This is a genomic window from Streptomyces poriferorum, assembly GCF_019399235.1.
GTDB classification, from domain to species: Bacteria; Actinomycetota; Actinomycetes; order Streptomycetales; family Streptomycetaceae; genus Streptomyces; species Streptomyces poriferorum.
Genome location: NZ_JAELVH010000097.1, coordinates 1 through 22,827, shown reverse-complemented (window position 1 = coordinate 22,827; position 22,827 = coordinate 1). Strand labels below are relative to the sequence as shown.

Genomic DNA, 22,827 nt, shown 5'->3' with positions numbered 1-22,827 from the left:
TGTCTGAGTCGGTGGTATTGCGCAGGCGGGCGGCGAGCGGGGGTGTGATGGGGGTGGGGCGCCGAGTTCGGCCAGCGGATGCCGATGGGTCGATGCCGACCAGCTGCACGCGGGCGGCGTACGAGGCGTCGTCGTCACCGTCGAGCTGTTGGACGAGGGCCTTCGATGGGGGACGTCATGATGCCGCCAGGGAGGTCGCGACGCCAGGAGGTGGGGAGCCACCAGCAGAGCACCGAGCGGTCACCGGGCCACGGGACGCGGTCCTCGGCTTCCCAGTCCTCGAAGGGGTCACGCGTCAGGTCGATGGTGCGCCAGACAGGGTCGAGCGGCTCGTCCTCGGCCGGAGGACGGACGTACTGTCGGCCGGGCTGGTCGCCTCGATCAGGGAGATCTTGTTCGCTCCGCCGTCCATGGTCGGCCAGCGGAACTGGATGCCGTCGTCCTCCCAGAAGCAGACTGGGCAGATCTCGTAGGAGCCGGGCATGGCGTCGAGAACGCGGTGTCCACAGCACGGGCAGGGGTAGGAGTCGCTCACCTGCGCAGTCTCGTTACCGGTCCCGCCCGGGTGCCATGGTCTTCTCGGCCTCCGCCTGCCCGACCAGTCCGCAGTCAGTCCGCAGGAGACCCGTAAACGGCCGTCGGGAGCCAACGCCTGCCAACGAAGAAACCCCAGTTCAGAGCCCTGGAGGGAGCTCCGCCGCAGGTCAGGATCGGGCCGCAGACGTTCCGCTTCAACGTCTGACGAGCAGTCAAGAGGAGTGCCCGGCCCGCTTGTTGGCGGGTCGGGCGCAGGTGTACGTCCGCGTGGAGTCCTTGTGCCGCGGAGCGCTGAGGTGTTGGTGACGGGTCTGGTTGGTGTGACTGCGGTCGGCGTTCAGACTTTGACGACCTCTACGGCGGGGCCGCACAGGAGCGTCAGGTCCTCGGGATCGGAGGTCAGGACGGTGACTGGCTGGGGTGCGGTGCGGGCGATGACGGCGAAGGCGGCGTCGATGGCGTACTTGTGGCCGTGGAGGCGGTGGCTGCGCAGGAGGGCTGCGGCCTGATCGGTGATCTCCTTGGTGACGTCGTGAACGTCGACGCGGGAGAGGACCCACTTGATCCGGGCGGGGTGAATGCGCTCGTAGTCGGCCTCGAGGGTGGTCATGGCGCTTGTGGCCACGCGGATGCCTTCCTCTGTCGCCGCTTGGATCAGGGCCATGACGGTGCGGTCCTTGCGGTAGAGCTTGGAGAGGCCTTCGCTGTCGAGCAGTAGGGTGCCGGGCATCAGGCTGCGGCCCCGCCGACCTGCCGGTGGTCATGGCGCAGCAGCGTGCGGGCGGCTTCGACCTCCTCGCGGGTGAGCTCGTCATTGTCGGTCGCGAAGTCGGCGACGATCTCCCGGAGCTTGTCCATGGCGACCCGTTGTTCGAGGGCCTCGGCGACGTAGGAGGAGAAACCGCCGGGCCCGACGTGGGCGCGTGCGGCTTCGGCGAGGTCCTCGGGCAGGCTGATCGAGTACTTCTTGCTACCGCTCATGGTGCCCATGCTACCGGTGGTCGTAAGTCTCTGGGTGTAAATGGTCGTGGCCGCGCGGACTGTGCGGACGGGTATCCGTCCGGTCCGCAGAGAGTCCGCAGGACACCCGTAAGCGCCCGTCGCAGGCCAACGCGAGCCAACGGAGAAATGGCTGGCCAGGGCCCTGGATGAGGCTCCTTCGCAGGTCAGGATCAGACCGCAGACATTTCTGCTTCAACGTGTGGCGAGTTGATTACTGCAAGCTAGTATTTCGTCAAGAATGCTGGTCAGAGGGGTCGGACTTGGGTAAGTCCGGCCCCACCGCATCTCCGTGCTGACTTGGTGCTCACTCAGCTGTGGCGGGGTGGAGCGAGCTTCTCCAGGTCGAGGTTGATCTCGAAGGGCACCGGACGGTTGAGCGAGCCCCTGAAGATGCCAACGGGTACATAGGTGGCGGTTGGCTCGTCGAGTTCGTAGACGTGGACGACGGGTGCTCCGTCCTCGTCCTCGATGCGCCAGTAGTGCGGGATGCCGGCCTCTGCGTATTTGTGGAGCTTTACCGTGCGGTCCCGGTGCGCGGACTCGGGGGAAACCACCTCGACGGCGAGTCGTACTTCATCCGGTGCGAACCAGGTGCGGTCACCGTCGAAGTCGGCCGTCGTCACCAGCAGATCCGGCTCGGGCCGATTGCGTTGATCGAGTTTGATGGTCATCTCCCGTCCGACCCTTACGTCGGCCGGCGCCTGCTCCATGAGAGCCACGGTGAGCATCGTGACGAGATGGCCGTGCCACCACCGCTGCGGGGACATCATGAATACGAGGGCTCCGTCGATCAGCTCGGTGTGGCGCGGTGCTTCCGGGAGGCGGTCCAGGTCCTCCGCGAACCAGCCTTCCGCGCGAGGCGGGCGCATCCAGTCGGGCAGTGCGGTCATGGCTCAACCGTAGCGACTCAGCGAGGTCCGGACCACGAGGTCGACGACGGCCGAAACGAGAACCGCCCCCGTCACCCAAACGCGGGCCGTCTGCCCGCGCCTGCGCTGCACGCTCATCAGGGACTCGCCTCGTCCGAGAACATCGGGAGCGGCGAGTCGGGCGAGTAGTCGACCGGCACGTGGGCGGGCTGGTCGGGGTGGCGCTTCGTGCTTCGCGCGGAAACCCGCGCGGGCGGAGCGCCCCGGTGGCCGCTCGGTGTGGTCGGCAGCGTGACGCACGGGGTGGGGTATCGCGCCGCGGCTGTGACGGGCGGCGCTGACGTGGCGACGCCCGGGATCGATGGCGATCCACAACGACCGTTTCTCCATGGGGTGTTGGAGAACAATGCCAGCCCTGAGGGGCCTAGCGTTTGATGCCCACGCCTGCCAGCAGGCTGATCTGGGCGTCCTCGATCTCCGGCTCGCCCGCGGCGGGGGTGGCGGGCCGCCAGCGGTGGCAGCAGCAGATGCCCGGTTCGACCAGGTCGAGTCCGTCGAAGAAGCGGCGGACATCGCTGTGGGAACGGAACTGCACCGGCGACCCGGACTTCGTGTAGACCTCCGCGACCTTGTTCCAGGTGACCGGGTCGAAGTCGGGCGTGCAGTGGTTCATGGCGAGGGCGCTGCCCGCCGGGAGCGGGTCGAGGAGCCGGCGGACGATGGCGTACGGGTCGTGCGGGTCGGTGATGAAGTGCATGAGCGCGTTGAGGGAGAGGGCGATGGGCCGGTCGAAGTCCAGGACCCCCGAGTCCTCCACGGCGCTCATCAGCGCGTCGGGGTCCGTGACGTCGGCCTGTACGTAGGCCGTACGGCCCTGAGTCGTGCTGCGCATGAGGCGCTCGGCGTACTTGAGGACGAGCGGGTCGTTGTCCGCGTACACGACGTGGGCGTCGGGTACGACGGACTGCGCGACCTGGTGCAGGTTGGGCTCGGTCGGGATGCCCGTACCGATGTCGAGCCACTGGCGGATCCCGTGCTCCTGCGCCAGGGCGCGGGTGGCCCGGTGCATGAACGCCCGGTTCTCGCGCGCGGTCACGTAGATGCCGGGGTGGGCCTGGGCGGCCACCAGGGCCGCCTCCTTGTCGATCTCGAAGTGGTCCTTGCCGCCGAGGAAGTAGTCGTACATCCGGGCGGAGTGCGCCTTGCTCGTGTCGAGGTCCTGGCCGGCCTGCCTGGTGCTCATGTTCTTCCCTTCGTACGTGTTGTCTGTCGGCCCGCAGGCCTGGGACGGGAGCCGGTGCCGTCGTCCCTCACGCCCGTTGCCGGTTCACCCGGCGGCCAGGTGATCCGCCAGGCCCTCCTTGACCCCGCGGACGAACGCGGCGATCTCCTCCGGTGTGTAGATGAGCGCCGGCCCGGCCGGGTCGGTGGACTGACGTACGGCGACGCGGCCGTCGGCCAGTTGCTTCGTCTCGACGCACTGACCGCCGTTCGGCCCGCTCCAGGGCCGCTCCCAGCCCTGTTCCCCGAGATTGCGGGCCGGCATGCCGTTGTAGACGCCCTCGTCGGTGATCGTCATGAGTACTCCTTGCGCATGCGGTTCAAGAGCGCCCTGCTGTCCTCGGACGATGTCATCAGCGCCATACGGGAATGTGCTTCGAGGTGGGAGACGACGTCCGCGCGCTGGTCCAGATAGACGGAGGCGGACAGGAGTTCGCTGTAGACGATGTCGGGCAGTTCGGGTTCCTCGAACCGGAAATAGGTGAACGGCGCACACGCTCCGAGATGCGCGCCCGCGGTGAACGGCACGATGTCGATGCTCACGTGTGCGAGCTCGGAGACGTCCAGGAGCCGCTCCAGCTGCTCCCGCATCACGTGCGCGCCACCCACCACCCGGTGCAGGACGGCTTCCTCCATGACCACCCACAACGTGGGCGCGTCCTCCCCCTCCAGCAGCTTCTGGCGGTGCAGCCGCAGCTCCACGCGGCGTGCGAGTTCCTCCTCGCTGCCGTTCGGCAGGCCGCCGCGCAGCACGGCGTGTGCGTATGCGGGGGTCTGCAGAAGGCCGGTGACGTACTGGGGTTCGTACGTACGGAGGGTCTTGGCGCCGGACTCCAGGCTGACGTATGCGGTGAACCAGCTGGGGACGGCGTCGCGATAGGAGTGCCACCAGCCGGGCTTGTTGGCCTGTTCGGCCAGGTCGACGAACTCGTCGATCTCCTGACGGTCCGCGCCGAAGGTCTCCAGTAGCTTCTCGGCGTAGAGCGGCTTCAGCGCGACCTCGGCCTTCTCCAGCCGGCGGATCGTCAGGGTCGTCACGCGCAGTGCCTTTGCCGCGTCCTCCAGCGAGGCACCGGCGCCGAGCCGCATCTCCTGCAGCCGACGGCCGAGGATCATGCGCAGGACTGTCGGAGCACTGGTGCCGGAACGGGCATCACTCACGCCCAACCTCCTGAGAAACCGTCAACAACCCCATTCTTACAGCCATTTGATGTTGAGGCCAGACTGATAAGCGTGCTGCTGAAATTATCAGGGAGTCGGTTGCAGCGTGACTGTTATCACGCGCATAGTGGATGGGTGAGCGGTCAAGTCACAGCAATGACGCAGGATCCGGCCCGGAGCGGGCGGCCGTCGCTCCGCACGCCCGGTACGAGCCGAACGCACGTCCGTCCGGGCTGAGTCGAGCCCCTCCGCGTCCCCTCACGCGGTGGAATCCCTCCTCTTCGATCCACCTACGGAAGGCGCCCATGACCCCCCACGAGGAAACCGTCTCTCCCGTAGTGCTGTACGTATGTGCAGACCGCGCCCGGGGCGTGCCCGGTGAAGCGACGCAGCGCGCCCAGAAGGAAGGCCGCGCGTTCGCCCGGGAACGCGGACTGACGATCGCCGAGGTCGTCACCGATACGTACGGTGAGCCCGACCCGGCCCGGCGCAGAGGGTGGCGGCGGGTGAGACAGCTGGCACAGACGGGCGACGTCACCGCGGTACTCGTCCGCTGGCCCAGCGCCATCGCCCCGGAGTCCGCCAGCGAACTCCGGCACCGCGAGGCCGCCTGGCTGCACGACCAGGGCGTCCGCGTCCGCTACACCTGGCCGCCCCTGTCGTCACGGGGCTGATTCCCCGCCCGGGCGCCGCAGATCGGTGAGGAGCCCGTCGAGCGCGCTCTCGAGGGTGGCGGTGTTGGCCCGGTCGAACCAGGTGGTCCGGATGCGTTCGTTGTTGCCCCCGGAGGTCTCGTGGTCGGCGGCGAGGCGTTGCAGGGAGCGGCTTCCGTCACCCAGGGCGCTGCCCACGGCCTGGAAGAGGTCCCGCACATAGTGCTCCGCGTCGTCGGCGGGGATGCCGTGCCCGGTGGCCCATGAGGTGAGCGCGGCGAGGTAGGCGTAATGGGTGGTGAGTGTCCCGGTCAGGGCGGAGAAGACGTCGAACGCCGCCTCGTCCGCGACCGGAAGCGCCCCGCCGAGCTGCCCGAAGAAGGCGTCGACGACCGGGTGCGACGGGTACGTCACGGTGACGGAACGCCGTTCGCGTACGGAAGGCAGCGGGATGGCACGCACCAGCGGGGCGTCCGTGGCGAGCAGATCGCGCAGCTCGTCGTCGGGGACCCCGGCCATCACATTGACCACCACTTTGGAGCCGTCCACCCGGAGACCGTCCAGCGCCTCGTGCCGGTCCTGACGGCGTACCGCGACGACGATCAACTCGGCGCGTTCCACGACCTGTTGGTTGTCCACGCAGACGTGGACGCTGCCGTACCGCTCGGACAGTCCGGCGGCCGTGCGGGCGCCGCGCGGCGAGAGGAACACCTCGGGCGCCGGGCCGCCCGTGCCGCACAGGCCCTCCACGAGGGCCCGGCCGATCTCTCCCACTCCGATGATGCCGATGCGTTTCACGGTGTCGTTGTCCTCCCTGGTGAGTGGTGCGAGGCGAACGGGGACGGGCCGATCGATCGCGCCCCTCACTCCGGCAGGGCGGCGCGGAGGAATCCGAGGATCTCCGCGCGGGCGGGTACCGCCTGCGGCTGCACCCCCGGCAGGCTGAGGAAGGCGTGCACCGCTTCCGGGTATGCGGTGAGCCGCACCGTCGTCCCCGCCGCGTGCAGCCGCTCCGCGTAGCGGCGGCCGTGATCGGCCACCGCGTCCTGCGTCGGCACCACCACGAGCGCCGGCGCGAGCCCGCCCAGTTCCTCGGCGTACAGCGGGGAGAGCGTGCGCGCATCGGTGCCCGGCGGCAGCGCGAGGCGCTGGAGCAGCCTCAGTTGCGCAACGGTGGGGCCGGCTCCGTATCCGTGCGCGGCCATCGAGGCGTGCTCGTACATGGTCCCGGTCACGTCGACGGCGGGGTTGACCAGTACCTGCGCCATGAGCCCCAGGCCGGATTCCCTGGCCCGGATCGCCGACAGGGCGCTGATCAGCGCGCCGAGGCTCTCGCCGAAGACGGCCACCCTGGCTGGGTCGACGCCCCATCGGCCGGCGTGCCGCACCACGTGCTGGAGTACGTCCCAGCCGTCGTCGGCGGCCGCGGAGAGCGAGGTCTCCCAGTCCAGGAGCCGGTGCTCGACCGAGACGACGAGCGCCGGGAGGCGGGCGGCGAGGTGGCTGTTGGCCCAGTCGCACTGGACCGCGGTGCCCACGAATCCGCCGCCGTGCACGTGGAGTACGAGGGGGAGCGGGGCCCCGGTGGCGCCGCTCGGCCGGTACACGCGCACCGGTACGTCGCGGCCGGGCAGCGCCACCTGGCGCCAGTCGATCGTGGCGCCCGGATCGGGCTGCCCGAGGACCGTCCGTGCCGCGCCGGACGCCCGCCAGGCGTTCTCCGCGACACGGTAGGCGGCCAGACTCTCGGCCGTCACCGACGGCCAGTCCGGCTGCGGCGGCCGTTCTGCGGTAGTGATCTCGCTCATCGCTCTCTCCTCCGCGTTCCCGTGCTCCCGGCAAGCCGGTCAGTGAAACCTACGACGTAGGTTTCGAGATGCACGCTAAGTTCTACGACGTAGATTTGGCAAGGGGATCCAGAGGGGCAAAGGAGAGGGTGGGTGTGGCCAGACGCGCACGGGGCACCTCGGCGGGGCTCGACCGGGAGCGGATCGCGGTCGCGGCCGTCGCGCTCGTGGACCGCGACGGTCTCGAACGTTTCGGGGTGCGGCGGCTCGCCGAGGAGCTCGGGGTCGATCCGATGTCGCTGTACCACCACGTCAAGGGCAAGGCCGCGCTGCTGGACGTGATCTCCGAAGCGGTGCTGGCCGAGGTGGTGGCCGTTCCGGAGGGTGCGCCGCACGACTGGGAGGGCGTCGCCCGGCGAACGGCCCACTCCTACCGGGACATGGCGTACCGGCATCCTCGGGTGTTCCCGCTGCTGGTCACCCGTGCCCAGACCTCGCCCGTGGCCCTTGCCGCTCTGGAGCGCCTGGTCTCCGCGATGCGTGCGGCCGGGCTGCCCGACCGGGTGGCCGCGGATGCCCCCATGGTGCTGTTCGGCTTCCTCAACGGTCACCTGCTGGCCTGCACCGGCAGTGGCCCCGAGGGGCCCGCTCCCGTGCCCGAGTTCGACCCCGATGCGTACCCCGGCATGGCTGCTCTGGCGTCCCGGTGGGCCGGCTTCGGTTCGGTCGCGGAGTTCGACCGGATGCTCGGCATCGTCCTCGACGGGATCAGGGGGCAGGCGCCCCGCCCGGCCTGAGCGGGCGCGAAAGCGCTCAGCCGCTCCGCGGCGGCTCCGCCCGCTCCAGCCACGTCGTCAGCAGCGACTCCAGCGCCGCCGCCTCGTCCCCGCCCAGGGTGTCCAGGAGGCGGCGCTCGTTGCGCATGTGCTCGGTGAAGGCCCGGTCGATCAGATCGCGGCCGGCCGGGGTGAGGGCGACCACGCGGGCGCGGCCGTCGACGGCTGCCCGGCGGCGGGTGACCAGGCCCGCGCGTTCCAGGCGGTCGATGCGCTTCGTCATCGCGCCGGTGGTGACCATGGTGTGCGTGGCCAGTTCGCCGGGCGCCCGCTCGAAGGGATCCCCTGCCCTGCGCAGCGCGGCCAGCACGTCGAACTCGCCCTCGCTCAGGCCGAACCGGCGGTAGACCACGCACAGTTCCTCCGTGAGCAGCGCGGCCAGCCGGTGCAGGCGGCCGATCACGCCCTGCGGGCGCACGTCGAGGTCGGGGCGCTCGCGCGCCCACTCGGCCTGGATGCGGGCCACGTGGTCCAGGGGCTGAGGGATGGAGGTGGGATCAGCGGATTCCGGCATGGCCTCAATTGTAGCTTCCCAGGAAGGTATAGTAGCTTCCATGGAAGCTACCTTGCGGTGGGTGCTCATCACGGCGATTGCCCCGGTGGCCTGGGGCACCAACTACTACGTCACCCACGCCTATCTGCCCGCCGGGACCCCGCTGTACGGCGCCGCCTTCAGGGCCCTGCCCGCCGGGCTGCTGCTGCTGGCCGTCCGGCGGCAACGGCCCCGCGGCTCCTGGTGGTGGAAGGCGGCCGTCCTCGGCGTCCTGAACATGGGCGGGTTCTTCGCCCTCGTGTACGTCGCCGCGCAGCTGCTTCCGACCAGCACCGCTTCGACGATCATGGCTGCCTCGCCGGTGGCCATGATGCTGATCGCCTGGGCGCTCGTCGCCGAGCGGCCGGGGCCCCTGCCCCTGCTGGGCGCTGCCGCCGGCATCGGCGGGGTGTGCCTCATGCTGTTGACCGGAACCGTCTCCGCCGACATCCGCGGGGTGCTGGCCTCGGTGGCCGCCCTGCTGATGTCGTCCCTCGGCTACATCCTCACCAAGCGCTGGGGCGCGGGGACCGACGTCCTCGCCTCCGCCTCCTGGCAGCTGATCGCCGGCGGCCTCCTGCTGCTGCCCCTCGCCGCAGCCGTGGAAGGCACCCCGCCCGCGCTCGACGGCCCGGCCGTGCTCGCCTTCGGTTACGTCACCGTGGTGGCGACCGCGCTCGCCTTCGCCGCCTGGTTCGCGGGGCTGCGCCATCTGCCCGCCGCGACCGTCGGCCTGGTCGGGCTGCTCAACCCGGTGACCGGAGTGCTGCTCGGCACCGCGATCGCCGGTGAGCCGCTCACCCTCCGGCAGATGTGCGGGCTCGTCCTCGTACTGGCCGGGATCCTGCTCGGCCGGCCGGCAGTGCGCCGCCGGGCGGCCGGGGCCCGCCGCACGCGCGCTAAGGCTGCGTGACCCTCAGTTCCCGTACACCCGAAAGCTCGGCAGCGTCCGTCGAACGGACCGTCACCCGCACTTCGCGGGCCACCGCCCCCGCCCGGTACGGATGCCAGTTCCGGCCGTCGGCCGACGTCTCCAGGCGGTACGACGCCGGGGGCACGTCCGTCCACGCGGGCGCGATCTGCGTCACCGGGGCCGCCCGCCCCAGGTCCACCGTCAGGCTGCCCTCCTGCGCGTCGGGGGACCAAGCCGTCGCCGCACTGCCGTCCACCGCCGCGGCCGCGTACAGGCCGGGCGTCTCGGACGTCGCGGTCGCCGGGCGGCAACGGGCCGCGTCGGTGGTCGGGGTCAGGTCCGGGCGGCGCGTGGGGAGGGTGAGGGAGCCCGACAGGGTGCGGGCGCCGGACGGGGTGTGGAGGGTGAACGGGGCGCCCGAGGCGAGCCGGACCTCGGTCGTCCGGGGGCCGATCGCGATGTCGTACGTACGCCCCCGGTAGCGCAGGCCCGTCAGGTTCACGCCGTCGCTCAGCTGCGGCGGCAGCATCGGGTCCAGGCGCACCCCGTCCTCCCTCAGACGCAGGCCCGTCAGCCCGTGTGTGAACACCTGGAGGAAGCCGCCCTTGCCGGTGAGGAAGTCCTCGGCGGGGAAGCCGGACAACGGGTCCTGCGCACCCGCCTTCTCGCCCCGCGCCTCACTGAAGAGGGCGTACGGGCCGCGCATGAACGGCCGTACCGCACGCTGGAGATACGTGTACGTGGCACAGCCCGGCTCCCCGATCGCGGCCGCGTCGATCGCGTGGACCGAGTCCGTCATCGCCGGGCCGTCCGGATCGGTGTGCGCCGCGTAGTAGTCGAGCGTCGAGGCTGCCGCACCCGGCTCCATCGGCCACTCCAGCGGATAGATCAGCAGGACCGTGTCGGCCTGTTTGATCGTCGAGCCGTCGTACCCCGCGTACTGGAGGTACAGCCCCCGCTCCGGGTCGTACGGGATGCGCAGGCCGTCCGCGACCTGGGTCCACTTCTCCGGGGCCGGGTGCCCGAGGAGCTGCGCCGCGCGGGTGGCGTTGCGCAGCGCGGTGGCCGCGACGGCGTTGGTGAACACCCCGTCCGTGACGCCGTTGCTGTACTCGTCAGGGCCCGCGACCTCCTTCACCGAGTAGCTGCCGTCGTCGTTCGCGGTGGCGCGCGAGGCCCAGAAGTCGGCGATGCCCTGGAGCATCTGCCAGCCGTGGCCGGCCAGCCAGTCGCGGTCGCCGGTGGCCAGGTAGTACTGCCAGACGGCCAGGGACACATCGCCCTGGAGATGGTTCTGGGTCACGCAGTGCGGCGGGTTCCAGCTCTGGCACTCGGACCAGAGATTGCCCTTGCTCGCGCTCGTCCACGGGTAGAACAGGCCCTTGTAGCCGAGCTTCTCGGCGTTCGTACGGGCTTCGTCGCGCGTCCGGTAGCGGTACTCCACCACCGAGCGGGCCAGTTCGGGGCGGGTGGCGAGCAGCCCCGGGTACATCCAGGTCTCCGCGTCCCAGAACACCATGCCCGCATAGTTGTCGCTGGTCAGACCGGCCGGGGCGATGCTGTCGCGGGAGCCGGTGCGGGTGGAGGCGAGGAGCCCGTACTGGGCCGAGCGCAGCCACTTCTGCAGTTCGGGGCTGCCCGGCACGGACACGTCGGCGGACCAGTCGCGGCGCCAGACGGCGGCGTTCTCGGCGAGCACGGCGGACCAGCCGCGCCGCGCCGCGCGCCGGGACGCCTCGCGCGCGGTGGTGCGCGGGGCGCGCGAGGTGAGCGCGGTGTCCACCCCGACGTACTTCAGGTACGAGTAGGTACGCCCCGAAGTCACCCGGGAAGCCAGCCCGTTCGCGCCCGCGGGGCGCACCGTCTGCACGATCGCGCCCGCCGTCCCCGTGCCCCGGGTGCGAAAAGTCCCGTCGTCCTCCAGGTCGATCCGGCGTGCGCCGCGCGGGTCGAGCCGGCCGGTGACCGTCGCGGTGCCGGTCCAGTGCGGGGTCATCCGCAGCCGCACGGCACCGGTGTGCACGTCGGAGCGGTCGGCCAGCACCTCGTACGTCAGGTCGGTCGCGCGCCCGTCGGACGTGGTCCAGCGCAGCGACGTGCGCACCAGCCCGCACCGCAGGAACACCGTCTGGCGGTACCGGGAGACGCGTCCGGCCGGGGTGGCGGAGCCGTACGTCTCCGCGCCCACCCGTACATCGAGGTTCGTCCAGCTCGGCAGCGCGGCGGCCACCTCGCGGCCCGCCGCCAGATCCTCCTCGCGGCCGAAGAGCCCGGAGACGAACGCCCCGTCGTAGCGGGGGGTGAACAGCGGCCAGCCGGTCTTCTCCTCGCGATCGGCGTACCCGGCGCCCGCGGCCGGTACGCGGTGCCCCAGGTAGCCGTTGCCGACGTAGGGGTCGTAGCCCGCGGCCTCGCCGAACGTCGTGGACGTCGGCGCCCAGGCGGGATCCGTGTCGCGGCCGCAGGCCACGGCCGGCGCGGCGGGCGACGGCCGGCCGGTGGCGGACGCGACGGGCGGCAGCGGCGCGATCAGGGCGCAGGCGACGAGGGAGGTGAGGAGAGAGGTACGCGAAAGGCTCACGGTACGAACGTAGGGAAGCGGGCGCGGCGCGGCGGGGCACGGCGCGCGGGTGAACGGCTGACGTGCGGCGCGGGGACGCTCAGGCCGCGAGCCCCGTCTTGAGCCCCGCGCCGCACAGCGGTACGACGACGCTGCGGTCCGTCCAGCCGCCCACCGCCGCCCAGCAGGCCACGCCCGTCGTCTCCACGTAGAAGCCACGGGCGGCCAGATCCAGCTGCGCCGCACGGATCTGATCCTCGGTCACCGTCAGAAAGGTGCCGCCCGACTCCCGCACCGCCGCCAGGATCGCCCGCGCACGCGGCGGGCTCGGGATGGCGATGCCCTCGGCGAGGGTGGGGGTGGCGGTGGCGGGGACGTCGAGGAGGTCCTCGGCCCCGGCGTGGAAGGCCGCGGCGAGCGGGGACACGGCCTCGGCCTGGACGGCGACCAGCGCGGGGCGGGTGTCGATCAGGCCCTGCGCGAGGAGTTCCGCGGTGGCCAGGGCGGCGCCGAGGAGCAGCGTGCCGTTGCCGACCGGTACGGCGATGACGTCCGGGAGCCGGCCGCCGAGGTCCTCCCAGAGCTCGTACACGTATGTCTTCGTGCCGTGCAGGAAGTACGGGTTGAAGACGTGCGAGGCGTAGAAGGTGCCGGGTGCGCCGGCGGCGGTGCGGGCCGCTCGCGCGGTCGCCTCGCGGTTCCCGGGGACGACTTCCAGCCGGGCGCCGTGCGCCCGGATCTGCTCGGTCTTCTTCGCGGACGTGCCCTCGGGGACGTACACCGTGCAGGGCAGTGCGGCGCGGGCGCAGTACGCGGCGACGGCTGTGCCCGCGTTGCCGCTGCTGTCCGCCACGACGCGCTCCGGGGCGAGACGGCGGGCCAGCTCCGCGAGCATCACCGCGCCGCGGTCCTTGAAGGAGAGCGTCGGCATGAGGAAGTCGAGTTTGGCCGAGACCGTGCCGGTGAGCGGAACCAGCGGGGTGCGGCCCTCGCCGAGCGTGGTCGCGGGGGAGGAGAGCGGCAGGACCTCCTCGTAACGCCACAGGGAGTTGACCCGGCCGGGCAGTTCGCCGGGACGCAGCGGGCCCGCGCTCTCGAAGTCCAGGTCCCATGGGCCGCGGCAGACCGGGCAGCACCAGGTGAGCGAGGTGACGTCGGCACGGGTGCCGTCCTGCGGGCAGTGGTACGTGGAGGCCATGACGGCCAGCATGCCAGCCGGGCGGCGGGGCGGAGTCCGGGGCAGCCGCGGTGTCGCGGCTGCCCCGGAGGCGCTTACCGGTGCCGGCCGAGTCCGCGGTCGACGGCGGTCATCAGCTCGCCGTCCTCCGTGTCCCCGTCCAGCGACCAGAACATCGCGCCGCCGAGCCGGTGGTCGCGGATGTAGGCGGTCTTGGTGCGCAGGACCTGCGGGTCGTCGTACGTCCACAGCGTGGTGCCGTCGAACAGCCAGGCGCTGCCGTCACGGACGTTGCGGTGGACCTTGTACGTACCGGATTCGGCCAGCTTCTTGAGGGCCTTGTAGTCCTCGTAACCGGCGGCCCAGGTCGCGGGGGCGGGGGCCGCGGCGGGCTGTCCGAGGCCGTCGCCGCCACCGGTCACACCGGTCCAGCCCTGGCCGTAGAACGGCATCCCCATCACGAGCTTGCGGGCCGGGGCGCCGCGCTTCAGCCAGTCGCGCACGGTCTGGTCGACGCTGAAGTCGCCCTTCGCGTACAGCGCGGACTGCTGCGCGGTGGTCTTCTCGCCCGAGACGTGGAAGTCGTAGCCCTGGAGGTTCACGAAGTCGAAGTCCCGCATGATGCGCGGGACGTCGAAGCCGGCGTCGATCTTCTCGGGGGACGTGGGTACGAACGCCGAGAGGTCGTAGTGCTTGGGCTTCGAGCTGTGGTGGCCGCCCTTGCGCGAGGCCGCGCTGGTCTTCGCGTACGCGTCGAGCTGGGTACGGAACTCGTGGACCAGCGCCGTGAAGTTCCGCTTGTCCTCGGGGCGGTACACCGTGTCGGTGTCACCGGCGGATCCCGGCCATTCCCAGTCGATGTCCACGCCGTCGAAGAGACCGGCTGCCGCGCCCTCGCCGCCGCGCGTCCCGTCCACCGGCAGGTTGCCCTTGATGTACAGGTCGATGCACGAGGAGACGAAGGCCTTGCGGGAGGCGGGAGTGCGGGCCGCGTCCGAGAAGTGGGTGGACCAGCTCCAGCCGCCGAGCGAGATCATCACTTTGAGGCCGGGGTGCTTGGCCTTGAGCTCGCGCAGCTGGTTGAAGTTGCCGGCGAGGGCCTGGTCGTCGGTGTCGGCCACGCCGTCCACCGAGCCTGCCGCGTCCAGCGGGCGGACGTAGTCGGCCCAGGCGTCGGCCTCGCCGGGGACGTTCCCCGTGAAGCACTTCCCGTCGGCGCTCACGTTGCCGAACGAGTAGTTGATGTGGGTGAGTTTGGCCGCCGTGCCGCTCGTCTCCAGGTCCTTGACCTGGAAGTCGCGTCCGTAGACGCCCCATTGGGTGAAATAGCCGACGCGCTTGTAGGCGGGCGCGGAGCTTTGGTGATTGTTCCCGCGATCGGTGTCGCGGCCCGCGGTGGCGTTGGCGGCGGGGGTGAGTGTGGCGGCCAGCGAGAGGGCGCAGGCGGCAATGGCCAGTCCGGACAGGGTTCTTCGACGCATGAGGCCCGTTCCTGTGCGTGTGCGGAGGCATGTGCGTGTGCGAGGCATGTGCGTGTGCGGGGAGTGCGTGACCGTGCTGTGTGGAGAGGAAACTATTGGTCTGGACCAAATGCGGTCAAGGGGTGGAGGGGCATCGGAACGGTCGAATTCGTGGCGGCCGGGGCGGGATATGCGCACGCCGACGACGAATCATCACTTCGAGTGAAACTCTGGCCTGTGCTTGCGGTCTGGAACCGACGGTTGCGAGGCTGTTGCAGTCTGTCAACCTCTTGGGGAGTGGCCTGTGACTTTCGGTGAGCAGCCCGCCTATCTGCGCGTTGCGAGCGATCTGAGAGAGAAGATCGCCAACGGTTCGCTGCCGCCGCATACGCGCCTGCCTTCGCAGGCTCGTATCCGCGAGGAGTACGGGGTCTCGGACACCGTCGCGCTGGAGGCGCGCAAGGTGCTGATGGCCGAGGGCCTCGTCGAGGGCCGTTCCGGTTCCGGAACCTATGTGCGCGAGCGCCCCGTCCCGCGCCGGATCGCCCGTTCCGGCTTCCGGTCGGAGGCGGGGGCCAGTCCGTTCCGGCAGGAGCAGACGGCGGAGGGTGCGCGGGGGACCTGGGAGTCCCGGAGTGAACAGGAGGGCGCGAGCCCGGAGATCGCCGAGCGGCTCGGCATCGAGCCGGGTGACCGGGTGATGCGCACGCGCTATGTGTTCCGGGACGGCGGCGAGCCGATGATGCTCTCCACCTCCTGGGAGACCCTCGCGGTCACGGGGCGCACGCCGGTGATGCTGCCGGAGGAGGGCCCGTTGGGCGGTTGCGGGGTGGTCGAGCGGATGGCCGCGATCGATGTCGTCGTGGACAACGTGGCCGAACAGGTCGGCGCGCGCCCGGGGCTGGCGGAGGAGCTCCTGGCGCTCGGTGGGGTGCCGGGCCATGTGGTGATGGTGATCGAGCGGACGTACTACGCGTCGGGCCGCCCGGTCGAGACCGCCGACGTGGTGGTGCCGGCCGACCGCTACCGGGTCGCCTACCACCTGCCGGTCCGGTGAAGGGTGCCGCGCGGTCCGGTCCGGCCGGGTGGCGGGCGCTCTCGACCCGCGGTCCCGGTCGGGCGGCGGGCCTCCGGTCCTGTGGTCCCGGTCGGGCGGCGGGCCTCCGGTCCTGCGGTCCCGGTCGGGCGGCGGGCCTCCGGTCCTGTGGTCCCGGTCGGGCGGCGGGCCTCCGGTCCTGTGGTTCCGGTCGGGTGGTGGGCTCCGCGGCCTGCGATCCCGGTCGGGCGGCGGGGCGGCCGGCACGGTGTTCCTGTCGGGTGACCGATATCCGGCGGCGCCCGTCCGGCGTCCGTCACCACGAATTAACGGCAGCCCGGGCCCCGTAACGGCCGGGCAATCATCGACCATGACGGCTTGTCATGTCCCGCTCCTACCTTCCCGTTCGGACCCGCACTCCGGACTGACGAACGGGAAGTCACCGATGACGGACACAGCCGTAACGCAGACGGAGACCGCCTCCGGGGGAGACCTCGCAGGCGGCTCCGGCGCCCCGCCTCCCAGCCGCAGCTACGCGAAACTCGCAGCGGACGAGAGCAGGGAGGACTACTCCCTCCGCTATGCGCCGCACTCCTTCCGGCGCTGGTCGCCCGGCACGGTCGCGGGCACCGCGCTCGGCGGGATCGCCTACCTGGCCGACTTCGCGATCGGTGCCTCGATCGTCTTCACCTATGGCTTCACCAGCGGATTCGCCTCGATCATGGCGGCCGCGACGATCATCTTCCTCACCGGCATCCCCATCGCCCGTGCCTGCGCGAAGTACGGCCTGGACATGGACCTCGTGACCCGGGGCGCCGGATTCGGGTACTTCGGCTCGACGCTGACCTCGCTGATCTACGCGTCCTTCACCTTCATCTTCTTCGCCCTGGAGGGCTCGATCATGGCCCAGGCCATGCATCAGGCCGTCGGACTCCCGGTCGAGGCGGGCTATCTGATCACCACTCTGATCGTCATACCGATTGTCTTCCGCGGCATGGGCGCACTCGCCAAGGTGCAGGCCTGGACCCAACCCGTCTGGATCATCGGAATGGTGCTGCCGTTCGTCGTCCTCGCCTTCGAGGCGCCGGACGCCTGGGGCGCGTTCGGCTCCTTCGGCGGTACGGAAGGCGCCGGTTCGGGCTTCTCCTGGATCGGCTTCGGACTCGGCACCGGTGTCGCTCTCTCGCTCATCGCGCAGATCGGCGAGCAGGCCGACTACCTGCGCTTCATGCCGGCGAAAACGGAGGCCAACAAGCGGCGCTGGAACCTCGCCGTCCTCGCCGCCGGACCCGGCTGGGTCATCATCGGCGCGGCCAAGCAGCTCGGCGGCGCGCTGCTCGCCTTCGTCGCCCTGGAAGCGGTCGGCAAGACGCACGCGCTGGAGCCGATCGCCCCGCAGATCGAGGCCCTGAAGCCCTGGCTCGGCTCGTTCGCGCTGCCTGCGGCCGCCCTGTTCGTGATCGTGTCGCAGATCAAGATCAACGTGACCAACGCCTACAGCGGCTCACTGTCCTGGTCGAACTTCTTCTCCCGGATCACCCACCGTCACCCCGGCCGGGTCTGGTACATCTTCCTCAACCTCGTCATCGCGCTGACGCTGATGGAGATGAACATGTTCGCGGCCCTCAACAAGCTGCTGGGCTTCTACTCCAACGTGGGCATCGCCTGGATCGTCGCTGTCGCCGCCGACCTGGTCATCAACAAGCGGATCGGCCTCAGCCCCCCGTACATCGAATTCAAGCGGGCCTATCTGTACGCGGTGAATCCGGCCGGATTCGGGGCGATGGTGATCGCCTCGACCGTCTCGATCCTCGCCTTCTTCGGGCTGTTCGGCACGTACGCGGAGGCGTTCTCGACCTTCATCGCGGCCGGACTCTCGCTGACGCTCTGTCCGCTGATCGCCTGGGCGACGAAGGGGAAGTACTACCTGGCGCGGCCCAATCCCGTGAACGGTCCCGGCGCCGAGGTCGCGGACATCACCGCCACCCACACCTGCTCGGTCTGTGCCACGGCCTACGAGCTTCCGGACATCGCCGACTGTCCCGTGCAGTCCGGGCCGATCTGCTCGCTCTGCTGCTCGCTGGACGCGGAGTGCGGAGACGTCTGCCGCAAGGCCCCCGCAACCGGCCCGGTCCTCATGCCGGAGCCGGTACTGCGCGAGGGAGCGGCCCGCACCTGAGAGCCGGTCCCTTGGAGCCGCCCCGGCCGGTCCCTGAGGGCCGCCCCCGGCCCTCTCCGTAACCGAGAAGCCGCTGGGCAACGGCCCCGGGGGCGCATCCGTCCGGATGCGCCCCCGGGGCGTTGGTCCACTCCTGGCCGGATCGGTATCCCTTTGTGTAATTACGCATGCGTTGAGTAAAGGTCAGGCGTAGGCTCGGGCATATGCGTACTGCGGTTTCCTGGGGATCCTTAGAGACATGCACGCCGTTCAGGGGAGGGGCGCAATGCTCGGGCGGGACACGATGAGCGACAGCGGTGCCGTGCTTCCTTGGCTGGTGATACGGCAGGACGACAACGGCAACCGCTACCGCGTGGGCAGGTACGCCACGCAGGACGAGGCGCAGAGAACCGCCGACAAGCTGGAGAGCCACGGCCACAAGCAGCTCTACTGGGTCGAGCGCGTAGGGCAGACCGCCCGCCCGTAGTGCGCCCCCCCCGCAGCCTTTCTCCGGGCGCCGGTGACGGGGCGTTACGCTCCGCAGCATGACTGATCGCGTAGTGGTGGCCGGAGCCGTCTACGACCGGGGGCGGCTGCTGGCCGCGCGCCGCAGCAGCCCGCCCGAGCTGGCCGGACGCTGGGAGCTGCCCGGCGGAAAGGTGGAGCCGGGGGAGAGCGGTGAGCAGGCGCTCGTACGCGAACTCCGCGAGGAGCTGGGCGTCGAGGCGGAGCCGCTGGAGCGCATCCCCGGTGAGTGGCCGCTCAAGCCCGGCTATGTGCTTCACGTGTGGACGGCCCGGCTGGTGTCCGGGGTGCCCGCGCCGCTCCAGGACCACGACGAGCTGCGCTGGCTCGGACCGGGTGAGAGCGGCACGGTGGACTGGCTGGAACAGGACCTGCCCGCAGTGGCCGAAGCCGTACGCCGGCAGCCGGGCGGCGCACACCGCTGAGCCGGGGCCCTTGGCCGAGCCCTGTGCGCCCCCTCCCTACACGTACAGCCGTTCGTGCGCACGCGCCTACACCCGTACGCCCCACGTGTCGACAGTGGCGGTATTTCGTCCGGAATTTCGGGTATGTCATGTTTGGCCCCCGCATTCAGGACGTTCCCGTTGCCGACCCTGGGAAGTGATCGGCGTGATCGATACGGAAGGCGACAGCGCAGAGTGGAGCTTTCCGGCTGTTCCCGGCGCCGTGCGCACGGCACGGCATGCCGTCCACGAGGCGCTGAGCTGCTGGGGGCTCGACGCCGCCGTCGGCGATGTGACGGTTCTGCTGGTCAGCGAGCTGGTGACCAACTCGATGCGGTACACGGCGGGTCCCATCGGAGTGCGGCTGGAGCGCCCCCGTCCTGATGGCGAAGGCCCCGCGGCGCGCCCCGGTCTCCTCGTGGAAGTCTCCGATCCGCTTCCGGATCCGCCCACCGAACGTATGGCTGGACCCGACGACGAAGGCGGCAGAGGACTGCAGCTCGTGGCCTGTTCGGCCCGCCGCTGGGGGACCCGGCGCGGAAAGAGCGGCAAGACGGTGTGGTTCGAGCTGGCCCTGCCTGGTTAGGAGTGAGGTGGGACGAACAGCGATCACGGATGGAAGGTCGGAATCGGCCGGTCGGAATCTGGCCGAAACGGACTGAGACCGTGCTGTGATCGTGAACGCCGTGTCGGTCGGGGCCGTAGTGCTGAATACTGCGGGCAGGACCGGTCCGGTGTGTGAGCTGGAGGGGACGGTCGCGTGAGCGAAATACCTGGGACAGCGGGCGACGTGGTGTGGCAGAGCAGTCCACCTGGCTCGATCTACGACTACATCAGGATCGCCTCCTTCTCGATCGGCCCCGATGGCCTGATCGAGCAGTGGAGCCGCCGGGCCGCCGGTCTCTTCGGCGTTGCCGCTCATGAGGCCATGGGCAAGGACCCGGTCGAGGCCTTCATGCCGTCCGAGCTCCGCCGGGACGGCCACCGCCGGATCGGCGAGGTGCTCGACGGCAAGGAGTGGACGGGCCTCGTCCCCTTCCGGATGCCGGGCGAGGACGCGGTGCACGGGCTCGCCGAGATCTATGTGATGCCGAGCGAGACGGCGACCGGTGAACGGGCCGCGGTCTGCATCGTGGTGGACGTCCGCGCCCTGCGGCTCATCGAGACGGACCTCGCGGCCTCGCAGGCGATTTTCGGCCAATCTCCTTTCGGGTTCGTCCTGTTCGGCACCGACCTCACCGTGGTGCGGGCCAACCAGCGGTTCGCCACCGTCTTCGGCGGCCAGGCGGACGACCACCGCGGCCGTACGGTCCACGACTACCTCGGTGCCGCGGAGGCGGACCGGCTGACGGTGACGCTCGAACGCGTCCTGGCCACCGGCGACTCCGTCACCGACCTCCAGCTCGTCGGCACCGCCCCCGGCGACGCCGAGCGCCGCCACTGGTCGATGAACCTCTACCGGGTGCACAGCGGATCGGGCCGTCCCATCGGCATCGCCGGACTGGCCACCGATGTGACCCGGCGCCACATCGCCGCCCGGGAGGCCGCCAGCGCCCGGCGCAACCTCGCCCTGCTCAACGAGGCGAGCGCCCGCATCGGCAACTCCCTCGACCTGGAGACGACCGCCCGCGAACTCCTCGACGTCGCCGTACCCGGCTTCTGCGACCTCGCGTCCGTCGACCTCTACCAGTCCCTGCTCACCGGGGAGGAGACGCCGCCCGGCAGCGGCGGCTCCCTGCGCGGGGAACTGGTCGGCGGGTCCGCGGAACTTCGCCGCGTCGCCTTCGCCAGCGCCGTGTCGGACGCCCTGCCGGGCATCCCGGATCCCTCGTCCGACGCCGAACCCCACACGGTCGACGGCCCGCCGGCCCTCGGCGCCCTGCACCGTTACCCCTTCGGCTCGCCCTGCGCCATCGCCCTGCGCACCGGCCATGTGGAGGACGTGCCCGGCGACGACCGCGGCTTCGTCCAGTCCACGCTCGCCGTGCCGCTGGTCGCCCACGACACCGTGGTCGGCCTCGTGCGGTTCTCCCGCACGAAGGGCAGCGAACCCTTCGGGGAGCGGGACCGCGCCCTGGCCGGCGAACTCGCCGCACGCGCCGCCGTCTGTATCGACAACGCCCGCCTCTACCGCCGCGAGCACGAACGCGCGCTGATACTCCAGCGCAGCCTCCTGCCGCCCGGCGACCCCGAGGCCGCCGGCCTCGACATCGCCTGCCGCTACCTGCCCGGCAACACGGCGACCGAGGTGGGCGGTGACTGGTTCGACGTGATCGAGCTCCCCGGCCACCGCACCGCCCTCGTCGTCGGCGACGTGATGGGCCGCGGACTGCGCGCCGCCGTGGCCATGGGCGAACTGCGCACCGCCGTGCGGACCCTGGCCCTCCTCGACCTGGAGCCCGCCGAAGTCCTCTCCGCGCTCGACGAGGTCGCCCGGGGCCTCGGCACCCCCGGCGCCGGCACCTCGGCCGATGCGGGCGGCGGTGCCCAGTGGCCCTCGCGGGCCGCCCACAAGTCACGCGAGGCGGACCTCTCCGAGGTCTATCTCGCGACCTGCGTCTACGCCGTCTACGACCCCGTCACCCGGCGCTGCACCTTCGCCAACGCCGGCCATCTGCCCCCCGTCGTCGTCGAGCCGGGCGAAGCCGCACTGCTCCTCGACGTACCGCCCGGCATGCCGCTCGGCGTCGGCGGCGAACCCTTCGAGGAGGTCGAGGTGGAGCTCAAGGAGGGCGCCCTCCTCGCCCTCTACACCGACGGCCTCGTCGAGTCCCGCGACCATCCGCTGGACGAGGGGCTCGAAGCGCTGCGCGAAGCCCTCGTCGAACCGGCCCGGCCCCTCGAGGACGTCTGCGACCACGTACTGAGCTCGCTCGACACCCGGCACGGCGAGGACGACATCGCCCTGCTGATGGCACGCATCCAAGGGCTGCCGGCCGACGCCGTCGGCGACTGGCGGCTGCCCCGCGAGCCCCGCTCGGTCGGCCGCGCCCGCGAACTGGCCCGCGGCCGGCTGATCGCCTGGGACCTCGACGACCTGGTGGACACCACCGAACTGCTGGTCAGTGAACTCGTCACCAACGCCCTGCGGTACGGCGAGGGCGAGATCCGGCTGAGGCTGCTGCGCGACCGCACCCTCGTGTGCGAGGTGTGGGACGCGGGCCTCGTCCAGCCGAGGCGCCGGCGCGCACGAGACACGGACGAGGGCGGGCGCGGACTCCAGCTGGTCGGGCTGCTGAGCGCGGCCTGGGGGTCACGCCGGACACCGCGCGGCAAGACCGTCTGGTTCGAACTCCCGCTGCCCGACGGCGCACCGGCCGCCGAGCGCACGGTGGAGGAACTGCTCAGCATGTTCTGAGGCCGGCGCCGAAATGCTCAGGTCGTCTTCAGGGCGGCGAGGCGGGCCTCCACCTCGGCGCTGTCGCCCAGCGTGTCCAACTGCTCGAACTGGGCGTCCAGCGAGGACGCGGCGAGCTCCTGCTTGCCCAGCGCCTTCGCCTCCTCGCGCCGCACCTTGTCCTCGAACCGGCTGATCTCGCTGGTCGGGTCGAGGACGTTGATGTTCTTGACGGAGTCCATCATCTGGTTCTGCGCCTGGGCGGACTTGGCACGGGCCACCAGCTCGTCACGCTTGGACTTCAGTTCCGTCAGTTTCGCCTTCATCTGGTCCAGGCCGGACTTCAGCTTGTCCACCACCTCGGTCTGGGAGGCGATCGTGGGCTCCGCCGTCTTCGCCTCCTTCTCCGACTGGAGCTGGCGGCCCAGCGCCACCTTGGCCAGGTTGTCGAACTTGTCGGCGTCCGGGCCCGCTCCGCCCGCCCGCAGCTCATCGGCCTTGCGGCTGGCGGCGAGCGCCTTCTCGCCCCACTCCCCGGCCGCCGCCACGTCCTCACTGTG

At 70.8% G+C, this 22,827-nt stretch carries 24 protein-coding genes; 10 read left to right on the top strand and 14 right to left on the bottom strand.

Going from position 1 to position 22,827, the window contains the following annotated elements; genetic code table 11:
- Nucleotides 1-295: 295 nt before the first annotated feature.
- The 4 genes from JGS39_RS40945 to JGS39_RS18435 all read right to left on the bottom strand — a co-directional run bounded on the left by JGS39_RS40945 (nucleotide 296) and on the right by JGS39_RS18435 (nucleotide 2,429).
- Nucleotides 296-535, bottom strand: coding sequence for a CPCC family cysteine-rich protein (locus JGS39_RS40945; protein WP_308120509.1), 240 nt, complete (start codon nucleotides 533-535; stop codon nucleotides 296-298).
- A 339-nt stretch (nucleotides 536-874) separates the two neighbouring features.
- Complete coding sequence (locus tag JGS39_RS18445; protein ID WP_219570262.1) at nucleotides 875-1,267, bottom strand: cupin domain-containing protein; 393 nt, start codon at nucleotides 1,265-1,267, stop codon at nucleotides 875-877.
- The gene (locus tag JGS39_RS18440; RefSeq protein ID WP_056793853.1) at nucleotides 1,267-1,518 is read right to left on the bottom strand and encodes a hypothetical protein; all 252 of its coding nucleotides are present in this window, start codon (nucleotides 1,516-1,518) and stop codon (nucleotides 1,267-1,269) included. Before JGS39_RS18440 ends, JGS39_RS18445 begins: the two co-directional genes overlap by 1 nt.
- Before the next feature lie 329 nt (nucleotides 1,519-1,847).
- Nucleotides 1,848-2,429, bottom strand: a complete 582-nt coding sequence (locus JGS39_RS18435; protein ID WP_219570261.1) for a Uma2 family endonuclease — start codon at nucleotides 2,427-2,429, stop codon at nucleotides 1,848-1,850.
- A 207-nt stretch (nucleotides 2,430-2,636) separates the two neighbouring features.
- Between JGS39_RS18435 and JGS39_RS18430 the strand changes: the two genes are divergently transcribed.
- Nucleotides 2,637-2,843 (top strand): hypothetical protein, encoded by a 207-nt coding sequence (locus tag JGS39_RS18430; protein ID WP_219570260.1) that lies wholly within the window; start codon nucleotides 2,637-2,639, stop codon nucleotides 2,841-2,843.
- On the opposite strand, the gene JGS39_RS18425 is transcribed toward JGS39_RS18430, so the two are convergent.
- The 3 genes from JGS39_RS18425 to JGS39_RS18415 form a co-directional block, all read right to left on the bottom strand.
- Nucleotides 2,833-3,651 carry an SAM-dependent methyltransferase gene (locus JGS39_RS18425; RefSeq protein WP_219570259.1) on the bottom strand — a complete coding sequence of 273 codons (819 nt, stop codon included), beginning with the start codon at nucleotides 3,649-3,651 and terminating at the stop codon, nucleotides 2,833-2,835. The two genes, JGS39_RS18430 and JGS39_RS18425, sit on opposite strands and share 11 nt — an antisense overlap.
- An 84-nt stretch (nucleotides 3,652-3,735) precedes the next feature.
- Nucleotides 3,736-3,987 (bottom strand): DUF397 domain-containing protein, encoded by a 252-nt coding sequence (locus JGS39_RS18420; RefSeq protein WP_148020507.1) that lies wholly within the window; start codon nucleotides 3,985-3,987, stop codon nucleotides 3,736-3,738.
- Nucleotides 3,984-4,850 carry a Sco1979 family transcriptional regulator gene (locus tag JGS39_RS18415; RefSeq protein WP_219570258.1) on the bottom strand — a complete coding sequence of 289 codons (867 nt, stop codon included), beginning with the start codon at nucleotides 4,848-4,850 and terminating at the stop codon, nucleotides 3,984-3,986. The genes JGS39_RS18420 and JGS39_RS18415 overlap by 4 nt, the downstream gene beginning before the upstream one ends.
- A gap of 305 nt (nucleotides 4,851-5,155) precedes the next feature.
- On the opposite strand from JGS39_RS18415, the gene JGS39_RS18410 reads away from it, so the two are divergent.
- Nucleotides 5,156-5,524, top strand: coding sequence for a hypothetical protein (locus JGS39_RS18410; RefSeq protein ID WP_236063040.1), 369 nt, complete (start codon nucleotides 5,156-5,158; stop codon nucleotides 5,522-5,524).
- Here the strand turns inward: JGS39_RS18410 and JGS39_RS18405 are convergent.
- On the bottom strand, nucleotides 5,513-6,301 hold the full coding sequence (locus tag JGS39_RS18405) for an NAD(P)-binding domain-containing protein (protein ID WP_219570257.1): 789 nt from the start codon (nucleotides 6,299-6,301) through the stop codon (nucleotides 5,513-5,515). The two genes, JGS39_RS18410 and JGS39_RS18405, sit on opposite strands and share 12 nt — an antisense overlap.
- Before the next feature lie 65 nt (nucleotides 6,302-6,366).
- Entirely contained in the window at nucleotides 6,367-7,311 is a 945-nt protein-coding gene (locus JGS39_RS18400; RefSeq protein WP_219570256.1) for an alpha/beta hydrolase fold domain-containing protein, read from the bottom strand.
- A gap of 134 nt (nucleotides 7,312-7,445) precedes the next feature.
- Here JGS39_RS18400 and JGS39_RS18395 point away from each other — a divergent pair, with 134 nt between their 5' ends.
- Nucleotides 7,446-8,087 carry a TetR/AcrR family transcriptional regulator gene (locus JGS39_RS18395; RefSeq protein ID WP_308120507.1) on the top strand — a complete coding sequence of 214 codons (642 nt, stop codon included), beginning with the start codon at nucleotides 7,446-7,448 and terminating at the stop codon, nucleotides 8,085-8,087.
- Between the two features lie 16 nt (nucleotides 8,088-8,103).
- On the opposite strand, the gene JGS39_RS18390 is transcribed toward JGS39_RS18395, so the two are convergent.
- Nucleotides 8,104-8,640: a MarR family winged helix-turn-helix transcriptional regulator gene (locus tag JGS39_RS18390; protein ID WP_219570254.1), complete on the bottom strand. Its 537-nt coding sequence runs from the start codon at nucleotides 8,638-8,640 to the stop codon at nucleotides 8,104-8,106.
- A 40-nt stretch (nucleotides 8,641-8,680) separates the two neighbouring features.
- Between JGS39_RS18390 and JGS39_RS18385 the strand changes: the two genes are divergently transcribed.
- Nucleotides 8,681-9,571 carry a DMT family transporter gene (locus JGS39_RS18385; protein WP_219570253.1) on the top strand — a complete coding sequence of 297 codons (891 nt, stop codon included), beginning with the start codon at nucleotides 8,681-8,683 and terminating at the stop codon, nucleotides 9,569-9,571.
- Here JGS39_RS18385 and JGS39_RS18380 read toward each other — a convergent pair.
- From JGS39_RS18380 to JGS39_RS18370, 3 genes are all read right to left on the bottom strand, one after another.
- Nucleotides 9,558-12,152 carry a discoidin domain-containing protein gene (locus tag JGS39_RS18380; protein WP_219570252.1) on the bottom strand — a complete coding sequence of 865 codons (2,595 nt, stop codon included), beginning with the start codon at nucleotides 12,150-12,152 and terminating at the stop codon, nucleotides 9,558-9,560. The genes JGS39_RS18385 and JGS39_RS18380 overlap by 14 nt on opposite strands.
- Nucleotides 12,153-12,231: 79 nt before the next feature.
- Nucleotides 12,232-13,329: a pyridoxal-phosphate dependent enzyme gene (locus JGS39_RS18375; protein ID WP_236063039.1), complete on the bottom strand. Its 1,098-nt coding sequence runs from the start codon at nucleotides 13,327-13,329 to the stop codon at nucleotides 12,232-12,234.
- A 74-nt stretch (nucleotides 13,330-13,403) separates the two neighbouring features.
- Nucleotides 13,404-14,789 carry a glycoside hydrolase family 18 protein gene (locus tag JGS39_RS18370; RefSeq protein WP_219570250.1) on the bottom strand — a complete coding sequence of 462 codons (1,386 nt, stop codon included), beginning with the start codon at nucleotides 14,787-14,789 and terminating at the stop codon, nucleotides 13,404-13,406.
- A 283-nt stretch (nucleotides 14,790-15,072) separates the two neighbouring features.
- On the opposite strand from JGS39_RS18370, the gene JGS39_RS18365 reads away from it, so the two are divergent.
- The 6 genes from JGS39_RS18365 (at nucleotide 15,073) to JGS39_RS18340 (ending at nucleotide 22,288) form a co-directional block, all read left to right on the top strand.
- Nucleotides 15,073-15,825, top strand: coding sequence for a GntR family transcriptional regulator (locus JGS39_RS18365; protein ID WP_219570249.1), 753 nt, complete (start codon nucleotides 15,073-15,075; stop codon nucleotides 15,823-15,825).
- Between the two features lie 424 nt (nucleotides 15,826-16,249).
- On the top strand, nucleotides 16,250-17,983 hold the full coding sequence (locus JGS39_RS18360; protein ID WP_219570248.1) for a purine-cytosine permease family protein: 1,734 nt from the start codon (nucleotides 16,250-16,252) through the stop codon (nucleotides 17,981-17,983).
- Nucleotides 17,984-18,248: 265 nt separating this feature from the next.
- Nucleotides 18,249-18,449, top strand: a complete 201-nt coding sequence (locus JGS39_RS18355; protein ID WP_219570247.1) for an SPOR domain-containing protein — start codon at nucleotides 18,249-18,251, stop codon at nucleotides 18,447-18,449.
- Between the two features lie 58 nt (nucleotides 18,450-18,507).
- A complete protein-coding gene (locus JGS39_RS18350; protein WP_219570246.1) occupies nucleotides 18,508-18,912 on the top strand; it encodes a (deoxy)nucleoside triphosphate pyrophosphohydrolase in 405 nt (134 codons plus the stop codon).
- A gap of 175 nt (nucleotides 18,913-19,087) precedes the next feature.
- A complete protein-coding gene (locus tag JGS39_RS18345; RefSeq protein ID WP_219570245.1) occupies nucleotides 19,088-19,516 on the top strand; it encodes an ATP-binding protein in 429 nt (142 codons plus the stop codon).
- Between the two features lie 207 nt (nucleotides 19,517-19,723).
- Nucleotides 19,724-22,288, top strand: a complete 2,565-nt coding sequence (locus JGS39_RS18340) for a SpoIIE family protein phosphatase (protein WP_219570263.1) — start codon at nucleotides 19,724-19,726, stop codon at nucleotides 22,286-22,288.
- Between the two features lie 17 nt (nucleotides 22,289-22,305).
- On the opposite strand, the gene JGS39_RS18335 is transcribed toward JGS39_RS18340, so the two are convergent.
- Nucleotides 22,306-22,827, bottom strand: a 522-nt coding sequence (locus JGS39_RS18335; protein WP_219570244.1) for a PspA/IM30 family protein, incomplete at its 5' end; no start/stop codon positions are given.

Bases quoted from the DNA above. Each gene is read 5' to 3' on its own strand.
- JGS39_RS18445 (WP_219570262.1), bottom strand. From the start codon at position 1,267: ATGCCCGGCACCCTACTGCTCGACAGCGAAGGCCTCTCCAAGCTCTAC.
- JGS39_RS18440 (WP_056793853.1), bottom strand. From the start codon at position 1,518: ATGAGCGGTAGCAAGAAGTACTCGATCAGCCTGCCCGAGGACCTCGCC.
- JGS39_RS18435 (WP_219570261.1), bottom strand. From the start codon at position 2,429: ATGACCGCACTGCCCGACTGGATGCGCCCGCCTCGCGCGGAAGGCTGG.
- JGS39_RS18425 (WP_219570259.1), bottom strand. From the start codon at position 3,651: ATGAGCACCAGGCAGGCCGGCCAGGACCTCGACACGAGCAAGGCGCAC.
- JGS39_RS18420 (WP_148020507.1), bottom strand. From the start codon at position 3,987: ATGACGATCACCGACGAGGGCGTCTACAACGGCATGCCGGCCCGCAAT.
- JGS39_RS18410 (WP_236063040.1), top strand. From the start codon at position 5,156: ATGACCCCCCACGAGGAAACCGTCTCTCCCGTAGTGCTGTACGTATGT.
- JGS39_RS18400 (WP_219570256.1), bottom strand. From the start codon at position 7,311: ATGAGCGAGATCACTACCGCAGAACGGCCGCCGCAGCCGGACTGGCCG.
- JGS39_RS18390 (WP_219570254.1), bottom strand. From the start codon at position 8,640: ATGCCGGAATCCGCTGATCCCACCTCCATCCCTCAGCCCCTGGACCAC.
- JGS39_RS18385 (WP_219570253.1), top strand. From the start codon at position 8,681: ATGGAAGCTACCTTGCGGTGGGTGCTCATCACGGCGATTGCCCCGGTG.
- JGS39_RS18375 (WP_236063039.1), bottom strand. From the start codon at position 13,329: ATGGCCTCCACGTACCACTGCCCGCAGGACGGCACCCGTGCCGACGTC.
- JGS39_RS18370 (WP_219570250.1), bottom strand. From the start codon at position 14,789: ATGCGTCGAAGAACCCTGTCCGGACTGGCCATTGCCGCCTGCGCCCTC.
- JGS39_RS18360 (WP_219570248.1), top strand. From the start codon at position 16,250: ATGACGGACACAGCCGTAACGCAGACGGAGACCGCCTCCGGGGGAGAC.
- JGS39_RS18355 (WP_219570247.1), top strand. From the start codon at position 18,249: ATGCTCGGGCGGGACACGATGAGCGACAGCGGTGCCGTGCTTCCTTGG.
- JGS39_RS18350 (WP_219570246.1), top strand. From the start codon at position 18,508: ATGACTGATCGCGTAGTGGTGGCCGGAGCCGTCTACGACCGGGGGCGG.